Raw genomic sequence first — 12,908 nt, 5'->3', positions numbered from 1 at the left:
AAAATTGTGGCATTGTGCTGGTGAGAGAGTATGGCAAGTCGATCGCTTCAAGCATGTCCAACAGGAGTTGAGCAAATTGCTCATGCACTGACTCATCAAGGATTAAGTCAAGAGAAATTGGCAGGAGAAGATTGTTCGTCAGCGACCTCGAAGAAGTTTTGTCGAGGAGAAAAGGTCGATCGACGGATTTTCGTCAAACTTTGCGAGAAGCTTGACTTGAATTGGGAAGAAATTGCGGGAATTGCTGCTCAATCTCCAGATGTGAAGATCGACGCTTCGATGGATTTGGTGCAGAAGTTTCGCGATCGCATCAGACCACATTTGCAAAAACGCTGCGGCACGATGCGCGTATTGGATATGTCGCAACCGATCGGCTTGGATGACATTTACACTAGCGTCAACATCTTGGAGAAAATTACTGGAAACAGAGGGTTAGAGCCATCAGAACTGTTGCAAACTGGCTCAGCAGAGAACATAGAAAGGTTTAACTTGGTAGCAGTGAAAGGCAAACCAATTCTGGGGTTAAAAGCAGTTGAGAAACATAGCACACTAATGATTTTAGGAAAGCCTGGGGCAGGCAAAACTACGTTTCTTAAACATTTGGCAATCCAGTGTATCAGTGGAAGGTTTCAACCGCAGCAAGTCCCAATTTTTATTACCTTGAAAGAGTTTGCTGAGTCTAAAGAACGTCCTGATCTAATTGAATATATTGGTTTGTATCTCGAATGTGATGAGACAGAAGCAATTCGAGAATTGCTCGATCGTGGAAATGCGCTAATTCTTCTCGATGGTTTGGATGAAGTTCGGGAAACTGATATTTCTCATGTTCTACGACAGATTCACAAGTTTTCAGAGCGCTACTATCGCAATCAATTTGTTATGACCTGTCGAATTGCTGCTTGTGAATATACGTTTGAGCAATTTACAGAAGTCGAGGTGACTGATTTTGATAATGATCAAATTGCCGATTTTGCTAGAAAGTGGTTTCGCAGTCGAGAAGATGAGATAAAGAGAGAACGCTTTCTCCAACTGTTAAAAGCACATCCCCCAATCCAAGAACTTGCCACCAGTCCACTCTTGCTAATGCTTTTGTGTCTTGTATTTGAAGATTCGGGCGATTTTCCAGCAAATCGCTCAGAACTTTATCAGAACAGCGTAGATGTACTCCTGAAAAAGTGGGATGTTAAGCGCAATATTGAGCGCGATCAAATCTATAAGAAGCTCTCTTTGAAGCGCAAAGAAGATTTGTTGAGCCAAATTGCATATCGTACTTTTAAAACTGGAGACTACTTTTTTAAGCAGAAAGATTTAGAAAGACAGATTCGCGAATTTATTGAGAATTTGCCGGGAGCGAGTACAGACGCGCAGGAATTAGAGTTAGATAGTGAAGCAGTATTGAAGTCAATTGAAGCTCAGCATGGATTATTTGTAGAACGAGCAAGAGAACGCTATTCTTTTTCACATTTAACTTTTCATGAATACTTCACGGCTAGAGAAATAGTGCATCAAGAAAGTTATAAAGAATTGGTAGAGCACATTACAGATAAACGATGGCACGAGGTCTTTTTGTTAGTCGTAGATTTGAGACCAAACAGCGAAGATTTAGCAGTAATTATGAAACAAAAGATTGATAGTCTTTTGCTAGGAGATGAGCAGCTTCAGCAACTTTTACTATGGATAAGTAAACAATACTATTTAGACAAGAATGAGTTTAACTGTAATGCTGCTGCTGGCCGGGCACTCCTTTATGGACTTGTCTTAGCTATTGTTCTAGAAACTGTTTTCGTTATCCATTTTGAACTTGCGTGTGTTCTTGATAGTACAGTCGAAGAGAAGTTTCACATTGATCTTAACTTTGCTCGTAGTATTGAGAATGGAGATATAGTGAATTCTATTCGCGATGCTTACAGTAGCCTCGCTCTCATCCTTGCTGATATTCAAAGTCGAACTCAAGATGAGAACCTGCACAGTAAAGTAGACAAATTACAAAATCGTTTATCTTCTATATCTGAAAAAGATCTTCAACATTGGTTCAATAAAAAATTAATTCCAAGTACTCAAGAACTACGAGATGAGATTAATCAGTATCTAATAGAAGCGGATTTTCAGTTTCAACAGTTTAGTGACGAGCAGAAACAATCTTTGAAGCATTACTACGATGCAAATCTGATACTTGCCCGCTGTTTGAATCGTGATGTCTGCATCAATCCTAAAGTGCGACAAAAAATTGAAGATGCTCTGTTGTTACCGATCGCTGAAATTCAAAAACTCTAATCATCTGAATCTAAGCCTTGAAACACAGATAAAATATAAAATAGAGAAGTCACAACATCGCTGCTCACAATGACTCACTCGCTTGATTTGGATGAAGCCCTGATTCGAGAAGCACTGGCACTCGATGAACAGCAAAACCTAGAATCCGTCATCGAAACAGCTTTGCGCGAATATATTCAGCGTCGGCAACGTCGCAAAATTATCGATCTATTTGGAACGATCGATTACGACGAAACCTACGACTACAAAGCGCAACGCCAAATTTCATGAGCGTGATCGTAGATACCTCAATTTGGTCGCTGGCTTTGCGTCGCAATACGCCTAATTCTGAAATTGTCGATCGACTTCGCACTCTCATTGCTGAAGATGAGATCAGCATTCTCGGAGCCATTCGCCAAGAAATTCTCTCCGGAATTCGCACAGCCGAACAATTTACAAGGCTACGGGACTATCTTCGAGCGTTTCCAGACTTAACCCTAGTGCAAGACGACTACGAAATCGCTGCTGAATTCTTTAATACTTGTCGCCGCAATGGAATTCAAGGATCGAATACAGACTTTCTGATCTGTGCTGCTGCTTATCGCCGTAACGATTCTATTTTTACAACAGACCAAGACTTTAGAAGCTTCCAAACTTACTTACCGATCCAGCTTTTAGAATAATGGCTCACTTGAGCGATCGCAAAACGCTTTGATCTAAAAATTTGAGTGTTTGAAGTCTCGATCGTAATTTTCAAAAAAAGCGGACGTAAAAAATCCATCGTTTTCTACGTCCATCTGCCGATCCTCTAGAGAGGAGAACACTGAAAATTACTATAAGACTTATTGAAAACTCTTGTCAATACAGATGAGAATTTATTTCAATAACTTGTTGCGATCCGATGATTTTCCGCTGATTAAAATAACCGAAAATATTAGAGCAGAAGGAGTATGATGGTTCAGATTCAATTCTGATGAGCGATTTATGACTCTGCAACTGCGTGTATACGTTCCCCCCCATCCGTTAATTAAGCATTGGCTTGGCGTTGCTCGTGACGCTTCTACGCCTTCAGCACTCTTCCGCAGTGCCATTACAGAATTAGGGCGCTGGTTGACCTATGAAGCAATTCGGGAATGGTTGCCCACGACAGACATGACGATCGAGACTCCGCTTGCACCCTGTCCTGCCACCTTTATCAACCCAGAAGTTCCGGTCGTCGTCGTACCGATCTTGCGGGCGGGACTCGGATTGCTCGATGGCGCACAGGCGCTTTTGCCTTTAGCCTCGATTTATCATTTAGGACTTGTCCGCAACGAAGAAACCCTAGAAGCAAGTTGCTACTTGAATAAACTGCCGGATCAATTCAATCCTGAAACGCGCGTTTTGATCGTTGACCCAATGTTGGCAACTGGTGGCAGTTCGGTATGCGCAATGGAAGAATTGACCAAGCGGGGAATCGATCCTGCACTTGTCCGAATCGTGGCAGTCGTTGCCGCTCCGCCAGCGCTGCAAAAATTGGGAACGGCTTATCCGAGTTTGACGATTTATACAGCAGGAATTGACGAAACGTTGAACGATCGCGGATTTATCGTCCCAGGATTGGGGGATGCGGGCGATCGTATTTTCGGAACGTAAAGGTCGATACAATAAGAGAGATGTTCAGAGACGACCAACCATGAGTCAGCAAGATAATTTTTCCGGTGGATTTGTCCTCGGCGCGATCGTGGGCGGCGTGGTAGGCGGCATTATTGGTGCAGCACTGACTTCGCAACGCTTGGCAGAAGAAGGAGAAGACGGCACAAAGCCTGAATTGGCAGATGCGAGAGTCAAATCGAAGCGGCGGATGCGGGCATCGGCTGAACAGAATATCGAATTGGCTCGACGCAGTTTGGAAGATAAAATCGCACAGTTGAATGATGCGATCGATGATGTGCGTCAGCAGTTGGGAAACGTCAATGGACGCGCAATCGAGCAAGATCGAGAAGGATCGATGCGAGAAGATTAAGGCAGGATGTACTGCGAGCAAGAGTACAAGTCGCAAAAAAATCGCTTAAACTATTCTCAATGTGAATCACCCATCCCTACATTCAGAGGAACCGAAAAGGCTATGAATCCAGCTATTCTCTTGATCACGACGATTCAACAGTTTTTAGGAATCTACTTTGCACTGTTGATTATCAGAATTTTGCTCAGTTGGTTCCCGACGATCGATTGGTATAGCCAACCGTTCGCAATTTTGAGCCAGTTGACCGATCCGTATTTGAATATCTTTCGTCGAATTATTCCGCCACTGGGTGGAATCGATTTTTCCGCAATTCTGGCAATCTTCGCGCTGCAATTTGCGATGCAACTCATTCCCGGATTGTTGAGTCAAGTGCTCGCTGGTATTCCTGTTTTCGTTAGCTAGAACTTTAATTCGTAGGGAATTGCTCAGCGATCGCCAAATTGGCGATCGCTGAGCTTTTTTGTTAAAAAACGTTACGATCGAGCGTGAAGCGTTATGGAATCGATCGTGGCAGAGAAGCGGATTATTATGTGGTATCGCAATGATTTACGGGTGCATGATCATGAACCGTTGATGAAAGCGATTCGTTCAGGGGCAACGGTGATTCCCGTTTACTGTTTTGAACCGAGGCAGTTTGGTACAACTCCTTACGGATTTCCGAAAACTGGAGCATTTCGGGCGCAGTTTTTGTTAGAGAGCGTCGCCGATTTGCGGCAGAATTTACGATCGCTGGGGAGTGATTTGCTCATTCGGCAGGGAAAAGCAGAAGAAATGATTCCCGCGATCGCCAAAGCATTAGCAGTAGAGTCCGTTTATTACTATCACGAAGTTACTTCAGAAGAGACACAGGTTGAAGACAACCTCAGAGAAGCATTAAAAGCGATCGAGACTTCGATACAAGCATTTTGGGGAATGACGCTTTATCATCCCGATGATTTGCCGTTTGCAATCGGGGAAATTCCAGAGCTATTCACGAACTTTCGCAAAGGCGTTGAGAAGTCTGCGACTGTCAATGAAATGTTTCCCACGCCTGAACGATTAGCAGAATTGCCCGATATCGATCGAGGTGAAATTCCAACTTTAGAAGAGTTAGGACTAGAACCGCCTCAACGTGACCCTAGAGGGATGATTCCTTACCAGGGTGGAGAAACGGCAGGGAAAGCTCGGTTAGCAGAATATTTTTGGAAGCAAGATGCTTTAAAGGCTTACAAAGAGACGCGTAATGGAATGCTAGGAGTGGATTATTCGTCAAAATTCTCAGCTTGGTTAGCATTAGGCTGTCTGTCCCCGCGTTACATCTATTCGCAAGTTCAGGACTATGAATCTCAGCGCGTTCGCAATGATTCAACGTACTGGTTAATTTTTGAACTGTTGTGGCGGGACTTTTTCCGATTTATCTGCGCGAAGCATGGCAATCAGATTTTTTATCAATCGGGCTTACTGGGAGTCTCGATTCCGTGGAAAGATGATGTCGATCGCTTTGAACTTTGGCGAACTGGGAACACTGGATTTCCACTCATTGATGCCAACATGCAAGAGATTGCTACAACTGGATTTATGTCGAATCGGGGACGGCAGAATGTTGCTAGTTTTCTAACCAAGAATCTGGGTATCAATTGGCAGTGGGGCGCTGAATGGTTTGAATCAATTTTGATTGACTATGACGTATGTAGTAACTGGGGAAATTGGAACTATAACGCAGGCGTGGGAAATGATGCGCGGGGATTTCGGTTTTTTAACATCATCAAGCAGTCAAAGGACTACGATCCAGATGGGTCTTATGTGAAACATTGGCTGCCTGCATTGAAGGATGTTCCGGCAGCGAAGGTACATGAGCCTTGGAAGTTACTACCCGTTGAGCAGCAGCGATTTCAGGTACGCATTGGAGTAGACTATCCGCGCCCGATCGTCGATTTGTTTAAGTCGGCTCAAGCGAATGAGAGCATTTATAATGCGGCAGTTGAGCGATCGACTCCGAAGCGAGCGAAAAGCCGAAGGTAGAAAATAGTAAATCTGATGCCTGAACTAGAGGAAGGTAGGGGGCTATACCCCTACGCTACCATGTTTGCTACGATTGAGTTTTGCTAATCTGCTTCATAGGTGTAGTCCATTTATCTACCGCTCTGCTAGCTTCAGTATTTTCGTATTCGCTATCAATTCTCGATCTTTCATTTCATTACGACAGTCTTTCAGCCATTGAGGAGTCTGATACTCTGAAGGTAATAAGTCTCTCAACAATGATCAGGGGCAGAGAGATATGAAATACTTTGATTGGAATTCGTACCTACGTTCGAGAAGACAAGCGATCGATAAGCAGATTGAAGATTTGCAACGAGAGCGATCTGAAATCAATCAGAACTTAGGAGAAACGAGTTATGTTCCTCCGGTGCTCCATCCACCTTTCGATATTAATGATGTCCTTCATGGAAGATCAGCTTCTATTTTTCCCCCACGCGTTACACCCACATGGGTCGATATCTCAACTCAGACCGAAAACCCCCTGTGGGACGATCAGGCAGTCTATTGCGTTAATCAAAAGGGCGAACGTTCCGCAGTTTGGGTAGGAGCACCTTCAGAGGTAAGAAGGAATAGAAAAGCAACAACCCCGACCTCTGTGGAGAAATCGGAGCCATCGACCTCAATTCAAAGAGTAACACCGACATCTCAGCCTCAAACACCACCCTATAAAGTTGTACTTGGAGTGATTGGTCTTTTAATCGCTTTAGGCTTTTTTATGTGTCAAGGCAACAATCAGCCGCCAAATAACACACCCAATCCTAATCAGTCCGCTCCTACTCAACCTGATTGAATCCATTTAAGTTAACGAGAATCACGAGATTCAATCTTCATCAGGCGATTTCCGATGTAGCTAGCTCTCACATCCTGCCCTGATCGAATTGCTCTCGCTGCTTCTCGATAGGTGAGTGCATCCGTTGAAAGTGTTCCATTCTCACATTGCAATTGATACGTCACCGATCGCTGTAATTGAGGCGGATCATTACGTTCCTGAATATCACGACGCTGATCAACTTCATCAGCAGTCGGGCGTGGAGGAATTGCACCCCACCCTACCCCGTTATCATCAACGGAAACTGCATCAACAGGCTTCTCACCGTTCAGATTGGTAATCGTGTTGCTCTGAAAGGTTTGAATTCGTTGCGTGTTCAAACCGCCACTGGTTTTATTGATGTAGTAATTTACTGTCCAGGTTTGGGTCGCGATCGCGACTGCGGTTTTACACCGAGTTTGTGGAATCAGCCCGTTTTGTCCAGCGCAACTGCTGAGCATCAAGATGACAGCGCTGATTCGCACAACCCGAAATTTCATACACAGAGCAGACTGATTTGAGAGCTAGAACAACATTGTAGCGAATTAATCATTTGAACCTCCTCCTCTGCTTCCAGGGGGTTCCGGTTGCGGATTCAAACTGACCGAGCCATTGCTCAATATAACTGAGCTATCTTTCCGTTCTTGAGCAGCATTAGAGGTTCGCTCATTAGCTCGAACAGAGGCTGCATGTAACATCACAACTCCTAAAAGCGCGATCGCGAAAGCCAAGCGCTCGAAAGACTCATAAAGCATCATCAATTCTCCAAATTCATAGGTGTACATTCTTGTACACGAGCACAATTGGGGAGATATGCAAAGTCTTCTGACAAGTCGCCCTGCTCAGCAATTTCTACCTCATTTGAGACTCTAGAACAGCGATCGCGCTATCTCTAGGCAGACGCGATCGCTCTAAACGCTCGACTATGATGTCCGCGTACTTCTCTCTTGCTTTAAAGTATGAACATTAAACCAATTCGGCGTAAAGAGATCCTTCGAGGCATCCTCGCTGTTTCTCTGATTATTATAGGTATCACACATTTTGTGAGCGCAGAACAATACGCTCGCATTGTCCCTCCTGTATTTCCTGCTTTTCCTTCAGTGTATGTCAGCGGCTTTTTTGAAATTTTAGGTGGCATTGGTTTACTGATTCCTTGGCTCTCTGTTGCTGCCGCTTGGGGTTTAATTTCCCTATTTATTGCTGTGTTTCCCGCTAACATCTACTTGGCAGTGCACGATATTCAAATCGATGGCATTCCTCACAGCCAATTTTTATACTGGGCAAGACTGCCCCTGCAAGCCGTTTTACTAGCTTGGGCATATTGGTATACCCGTGATCCAGAAGAACAACCTGGCGCATCATTACTCAAGCAGTAATCCAGTGCGAGTTGCTCTTATCAGATTGCGTCTGAATTGTGCAGGTTGATCAACCGGATGTAATCACACAAAGCATTTGCCCAACGGATACCATCTGCCCTTCAGTGCAGAAGATTTCAGATACAACGCCATCCACAGGCGCAGTAATGGCAATCTCCATTTTCATCGATTCGAGAATGACTAAGCGATCGCCCACTTTAACGATCGCATCTTTCTCAACAACAATCTGCCAGACATTTGCTGGAACTTGGGCAATGACAGCTTCGCTATCGGGAGGTAGCTCAAATGTTTGTTCTGCGATCGCAACGTCTTCATCCTCAACAACTTGATTCAAAAGAGGATTTGCTGCCCAGCGATCGCGTTCTGCCTCAAAAGCAGCTTGCTGAATCGATTTAAATTGAGTCGTTTCAGTAGCAATCGATTGGAGAAACTCATTGTACTGCTTGAGATTGAAGGTTTCCTCTTCGATTCTGAGGTGAACTCTGCCATGAATAAAGTCTTGCCGGAATTGTAAGAGTTCAGCAGGCGAAACTGGATAGAAGCGAATTTGATCAAAGAAGCGCAGCAGCCAAGGTTTACCTGGCTCAAATTCTGTGGTTTCGTGGAAGGTATTCCACATTTGGATGGTTCGCCCCACAAATTGATAGCCTCCAGGTCCTTCCATGCCATAGACACAGAGATAGGCTCCACCAATTCCAACAGCATTCTCGGGTGTCCAAGTTCGAGCAGGATTGTACTTTGTAGTCACGAGCCGATGTCGAGGATCAATCGGCGTAGCAACTGGAGCACCTAAGTAAACATCACCTAAGCCCATGACTAAATAGCTTGCGTTAAATACAATCTCGCGAACTTGCTCGATCGTATCTAAGCCATTGATGCGCCGGATAAATTCGATGTTACTCGGACACCAAGGAGCATGAGGATTGACAGATCGGACATATTTCTCGATCGCGAGTTGGGTCGAGTCGTCATCCCAAGAGAGCGGCAGATAAACAATCCGAGTTGGGACTTCCATTTCATCGATCGAAGGAAGCTCACCCTCTGCGGCAATCAATATAGACAGTAATGTTTGTAGAGGTAAAACACGATTATCGTAGTGAATTTGTAGCGATCGAATTCCAGGTGTCAGATCTAAAATTCCGAGTTGAGGATGATCGAGTAACCAGTTCATCAACGCATGAACATGAAACCGTAGATTGAGATCGAGCACAAGCGGGCCATATTCGACGAGTAGATACTTATCTCCTGACCTGCGATACTTCACCGCAATTTTCTCAGCAGATCCGGAAATTTCATGCAGAATCGCACTGTCTGGCTCTGATGAGTGAACAGGGTCAACTTTTTGCGGTTTTAAGGTATTAATTTCTTGATCTTGAACCTGTTCTTTTTGAATTGCTTCTGCAAGCGATAAACGTTTGAAACGAACTTTATCACCCGGTTTAAGCTGTCCCATTTTCCAAAGTTCAGCTTGAACGATCGTTGCTGGACAGACAAACCCGCCGAGGCTAGGCCCATCGGGGCCGAGAATAATCGGCATGTCTCCCGTGAAGTCAATTGTCCCGATCGCATAAGCATTGTCATGAATATTCGACGGATGCAATCCCGCTTCACCGCCATCCTGACGCGCCCATTGGGGTTTCGGGCCGATCAATCTCACTCCGGTTCGAGCAGAGTTGTAATGCACTTCCCAGTCGGTTGAAAAGAGCATTTCAATATCATCATCAGTAAAGAAATCCGGCGCACCATGAGGCCCATAAAGCACTCCGATTTCCCAGTTGTGAGTGTAAGTCGGGATAAGCTCGGTTGGTAGCGAATGGCAACGAGCAGGCTCATCCGGTACATTCAGTTTGAGAATATCTCCAATTCGCAGAACTCTGCCGCAGTGCCCGCCAAATTTACCTAACGTAAAAGTTGATTTACTGCCGAGATAATCTGGAACATCAAATCCGTTCTGTACCGCAAGATAGGTACGTGTCCCTGCTCCCTCGATCGTACTCAGTTTCAGAGTATTTCCTGCTGCAACTGGAATCGCCGACCAAAACGGAATCGCAACCCCATCTAGCTCTGCGCGCATTGGCGCACCTGTTAAGCAAATGACAGTATTACAGTTGAATCGTAAGGTAGGCCCTGTAACAGTAAGTTCTAGTGCAGCACAAGATTCAGAATTTCCAACTAACCGATTGGCTAAGCGAAAAGCAAGATGATCCATCGGTCCCGAAGGAGGAACACCAACATTCCAATAGCCCATGCGACCCGGATAATCTTGAATTGTGCTAAAGGTTCCGGGTTGTAGAACTTCGATCGAGTTGGGCAAGTACTCAAACGAATCGAGAAACCGAGTACTGAGATCTGCTGCGGCAAAGGTTGAACTTGCTAGAATTTGGCGCAAAAAGTCGAGATTTGTCTCAATGCCTGCAACAGTAGATTGATCTAATGCGGATTTGAGTTGAGCGATCGCGCTTTCTCGCGATTCTGCATGAGTAATCAGTTTTGCAATTAACGGATCATAGTAGGGAGTAATTTCTGTCCCGCGATCGATCCAAGTATCACATCGAACGGTTTCTGGAAATTTGACTTCAGTTAAGATCCCAGAACTCGGCTGAAAGTTTTTACCTGGATCTTCAGCATAGAGACGCACCTGAATCGAATGTCCTTCTGTTTGCGGTTGGTAATTTTCTAGAAAACTGCGATCGCCTGCTGCGAGCCGAATCATCCATTCAACCAGATCAACGCCTGTCACTTCTTCAGTCACGCCATGTTCGACTTGCAGACGAGTATTGACTTCAAGAAAGTAAAACTCTTGTCGATCGACATCAAAGACAAACTCAACGGTTCCAGCGGATTGATAATCGATCGCTTTTGTGAGCCGCAATGCTGCTTCATATAGCTGTTGGCGAAGAGCGTCACTAATTCCAGGACAGGGTGTTTCTTCGATGACTTTCTGATTACGACGTTGCACTGAACAATCGCGATCGCCGAGTGCAATCACTTGCCCTTGCCCATCGCCAAAAATTTGTACCTCAATATGTCGCGCTTTTTGGACATAGCGTTCTAGATAAATTCCGCTTTGCTTAAAGTTGTTTTGACTGAGGCGTTGTACCGTTTGAAACAATTCCGCCAGTTGATCTTGACTGTGGCAAAGCTGTAATCCAATTCCCCCTCCTCCTGCCGTGCTTTTGAGCATGACTGGGTAGCCAATTTTCTCAGCTTCAGCTTGTGCTTGTTCAACATTTTCGAGAAGCGAAGTACCCGGAAGCAAAGGCACTTGATTCTGAGCCGCAAGTTCACGTGCAGTATGCTTCAGCCCAAAGCTTCGCATCTGTGCAGGAGTCGGCCCAATAAAGACAATTCCTACTGCTGCACAAGCTTCTGCAAATTCAGCATTTTCGCTCAAAAAGCCATAGCCTGGGTGAATTGCTTCTGCGCCTGTTTGTTTTGCTGCTTCGAGAATTCGATCCCATCTCAGATAGCTATCTGCTGCGGATGCAGAACCAATCGCCACGGCTTCAGTTGCGATCGCGACATGCCGAGCATATTGATCTGCTTCCGAATAGACGGCAACTGAAGCAATATTTAAGCGATCGAGCGTCCGAATAATCCGGCAAGCAATCTCTCCGCGATTGGCGATCAGAATTTTTTGAAACATAAAAGGCACTTGTAGGGTAAGGGGGATAGAAATTGTGGCTCTAGGAGTTAGTCATATTGGGGAGGTGGGGAGTGGGGAGCAAGAATCATTTCTAGTGTTTCCCCTATTCCCCTATTCCCCTACCCTTCATAGCAAATCTGCCCGATCACTAGCTATCCCACACAATGAGTTGAATCGGAGTTGGATTGTAGCCGTTACACGGATTATTCATTTGAGGGCAATTTGAGATCACCACTAGGGCATTCATTTCTGCACGTAGATCAACGATGCTACCAGGATCAGAAATGCCATCCACAATTTCTAGCGTTCCATCTTCACTGACTGGAACATTCATGAAAAAGTTGATATTGCTCGTCATGTCTCGCTTGCCCATGCCGTAGTCTTTCAAGGCATAAAGAAAGTTTTCTACGCAAGCATGTTGCCATTTTTTATCTAATCCAAAGCGCACAGAGTTACTTTCACAACTACAAGCTCCACCCGACGTATCATGCCGACCACAGGTATCGTTGAGAACAGTCATCAGAACATTGCCATCGTTCGAGTAGAGCTTTGTTCCAGTGGTAATAAAAATATTTCCTTGGGCGCGAATGGTATCTGGAGCGCTGTAACGTTCGCTCGTATCATCGGCATTATAGACCAGAAAATCAACCGCTTGATTTCCACCTAAATCTACAATCCGCAGGGTTTGTCCTTTTTTGATTACTTTCGCCCAAGGTTTGCGAGATGGAAGAACTTGATCGTAGATTGCGAGCTTGGGATCGAGTTGAGTACTAATCGTTGAAGTCATCACTGAAAGGCTCC

13 protein-coding genes are annotated in these 12,908 nt (G+C 44.9%); 9 read left to right on the top strand and 4 right to left on the bottom strand.

The genetic code is table 11. The features are described from left to right. Positions 1 to 405 precede the first annotated feature (405 nt). The 8 genes from LEPBO_RS0122125 to LEPBO_RS0122090 all read left to right on the top strand — a co-directional run bounded on the left by LEPBO_RS0122125 (position 406) and on the right by LEPBO_RS0122090 (position 7,067). Positions 406 to 2,274, top strand: coding sequence for an NACHT domain-containing protein (locus tag LEPBO_RS0122125; RefSeq protein WP_199323850.1), 1,869 nt, complete (start codon positions 406 to 408; stop codon positions 2,272 to 2,274). Between the two features lie 69 nt (positions 2,275 to 2,343). Beyond that, complete coding sequence (locus LEPBO_RS0122120; RefSeq protein WP_017289764.1) at positions 2,344 to 2,544, top strand: type II toxin-antitoxin system VapB family antitoxin; 201 nt, start codon at positions 2,344 to 2,346, stop codon at positions 2,542 to 2,544. Next, on the top strand, positions 2,541 to 2,936 hold the full coding sequence (vapC, locus tag LEPBO_RS0122115) for a type II toxin-antitoxin system VapC family toxin (RefSeq protein WP_017289763.1): 396 nt from the start codon (positions 2,541 to 2,543) through the stop codon (positions 2,934 to 2,936). Before LEPBO_RS0122120 ends, vapC begins: the two co-directional genes overlap by 4 nt. Before the next feature lie 301 nt (positions 2,937 to 3,237). Beyond that, positions 3,238 to 3,888 carry a uracil phosphoribosyltransferase gene (gene upp / locus LEPBO_RS0122110; protein ID WP_017289762.1) on the top strand — a complete coding sequence of 217 codons (651 nt, stop codon included), beginning with the start codon at positions 3,238 to 3,240 and terminating at the stop codon, positions 3,886 to 3,888. 40 nt (positions 3,889 to 3,928) lie between these two features. Further along, positions 3,929 to 4,258 (top strand): hypothetical protein, encoded by a 330-nt coding sequence (locus tag LEPBO_RS0122105; protein WP_017289761.1) that lies wholly within the window; start codon positions 3,929 to 3,931, stop codon positions 4,256 to 4,258. 102 nt (positions 4,259 to 4,360) lie between these two features. After that, positions 4,361 to 4,660 (top strand): YggT family protein, encoded by a 300-nt coding sequence (locus LEPBO_RS0122100; RefSeq protein WP_017289760.1) that lies wholly within the window; start codon positions 4,361 to 4,363, stop codon positions 4,658 to 4,660. A 93-nt stretch (positions 4,661 to 4,753) separates the two neighbouring features. Beyond that, a complete protein-coding gene (locus LEPBO_RS0122095; protein WP_017289759.1) occupies positions 4,754 to 6,259 on the top strand; it encodes a DASH family cryptochrome in 1,506 nt (501 codons plus the stop codon). A 256-nt stretch (positions 6,260 to 6,515) separates the two neighbouring features. Next, on the top strand, positions 6,516 to 7,067 hold the full coding sequence (locus tag LEPBO_RS0122090; RefSeq protein ID WP_017289758.1) for a hypothetical protein: 552 nt from the start codon (positions 6,516 to 6,518) through the stop codon (positions 7,065 to 7,067). Positions 7,068 to 7,078: 11 nt separating this feature from the next. On the opposite strand, the gene LEPBO_RS40250 is transcribed toward LEPBO_RS0122090, so the two are convergent. Both LEPBO_RS40250 and LEPBO_RS0122080 read right to left on the bottom strand, forming a co-directional pair. After that, complete coding sequence (locus LEPBO_RS40250; protein WP_017289757.1) at positions 7,079 to 7,585, bottom strand: hypothetical protein; 507 nt, start codon at positions 7,583 to 7,585, stop codon at positions 7,079 to 7,081. 45 nt (positions 7,586 to 7,630) lie between these two features. Beyond that, positions 7,631 to 7,870 carry a hypothetical protein gene (locus LEPBO_RS0122080; protein ID WP_017289756.1) on the bottom strand — a complete coding sequence of 80 codons (240 nt, stop codon included), beginning with the start codon at positions 7,868 to 7,870 and terminating at the stop codon, positions 7,631 to 7,633. Positions 7,871 to 8,128: 258 nt separating this feature from the next. Between LEPBO_RS0122080 and LEPBO_RS0122075 the strand changes: the two genes are divergently transcribed. Next, on the top strand, positions 8,129 to 8,461 hold the full coding sequence (locus LEPBO_RS0122075) for a DoxX family protein (RefSeq protein ID WP_239741205.1): 333 nt from the start codon (positions 8,129 to 8,131) through the stop codon (positions 8,459 to 8,461). Between the two features lie 49 nt (positions 8,462 to 8,510). Here the strand turns inward: LEPBO_RS0122075 and uca are convergent, their stop codons facing one another. Then, positions 8,511 to 12,107, bottom strand: coding sequence for an urea carboxylase (gene uca, locus LEPBO_RS0122070; RefSeq protein WP_017289754.1), 3,597 nt, complete (start codon positions 12,105 to 12,107; stop codon positions 8,511 to 8,513). A 148-nt stretch (positions 12,108 to 12,255) separates the two neighbouring features. Then, positions 12,256 to 12,894 carry an urea amidolyase associated protein UAAP2 gene (locus LEPBO_RS0122065; protein WP_017289753.1) on the bottom strand — a complete coding sequence of 213 codons (639 nt, stop codon included), beginning with the start codon at positions 12,892 to 12,894 and terminating at the stop codon, positions 12,256 to 12,258. Between the last annotated feature and the right edge of the window lie 14 nt (positions 12,895 to 12,908).

This window comes from Leptolyngbya boryana PCC 6306 (assembly GCF_000353285.1).
In the GTDB taxonomy this organism is placed as follows: Bacteria; Cyanobacteriota; Cyanobacteriia; order Leptolyngbyales; family Leptolyngbyaceae; genus Leptolyngbya; species Leptolyngbya boryana.
The sequence above is the reverse complement of the archived record's forward strand: the minus strand, read 5'-3'. Positions and strand labels throughout refer to the sequence as shown.

Coding starts and splice junctions, on each gene's coding strand:
- upp (WP_017289762.1), top strand. CDS start 3,238: ATGACTCTGCAACTGCGTGTATACGTTCCCCCCCATCCGTTAATTAAG.
- LEPBO_RS0122105 (WP_017289761.1), top strand. CDS start 3,929: ATGAGTCAGCAAGATAATTTTTCCGGTGGATTTGTCCTCGGCGCGATC.
- LEPBO_RS0122095 (WP_017289759.1), top strand. CDS start 4,754: ATGGAATCGATCGTGGCAGAGAAGCGGATTATTATGTGGTATCGCAAT.
- LEPBO_RS0122120 (WP_017289764.1), top strand. CDS start 2,344: ATGACTCACTCGCTTGATTTGGATGAAGCCCTGATTCGAGAAGCACTG.
- vapC (WP_017289763.1), top strand. CDS start 2,541: ATGAGCGTGATCGTAGATACCTCAATTTGGTCGCTGGCTTTGCGTCGC.
- LEPBO_RS0122065 (WP_017289753.1), bottom strand. CDS start 12,894: ATGACTTCAACGATTAGTACTCAACTCGATCCCAAGCTCGCAATCTAC.
- LEPBO_RS0122100 (WP_017289760.1), top strand. CDS start 4,361: ATGAATCCAGCTATTCTCTTGATCACGACGATTCAACAGTTTTTAGGA.
- LEPBO_RS40250 (WP_017289757.1), bottom strand. CDS start 7,585: ATGAAATTTCGGGTTGTGCGAATCAGCGCTGTCATCTTGATGCTCAGC.
- LEPBO_RS0122080 (WP_017289756.1), bottom strand. CDS start 7,870: ATGTACACCTATGAATTTGGAGAATTGATGATGCTTTATGAGTCTTTC.
- LEPBO_RS0122090 (WP_017289758.1), top strand. CDS start 6,516: ATGAAATACTTTGATTGGAATTCGTACCTACGTTCGAGAAGACAAGCG.
- uca (WP_017289754.1), bottom strand. CDS start 12,107: ATGTTTCAAAAAATTCTGATCGCCAATCGCGGAGAGATTGCTTGCCGG.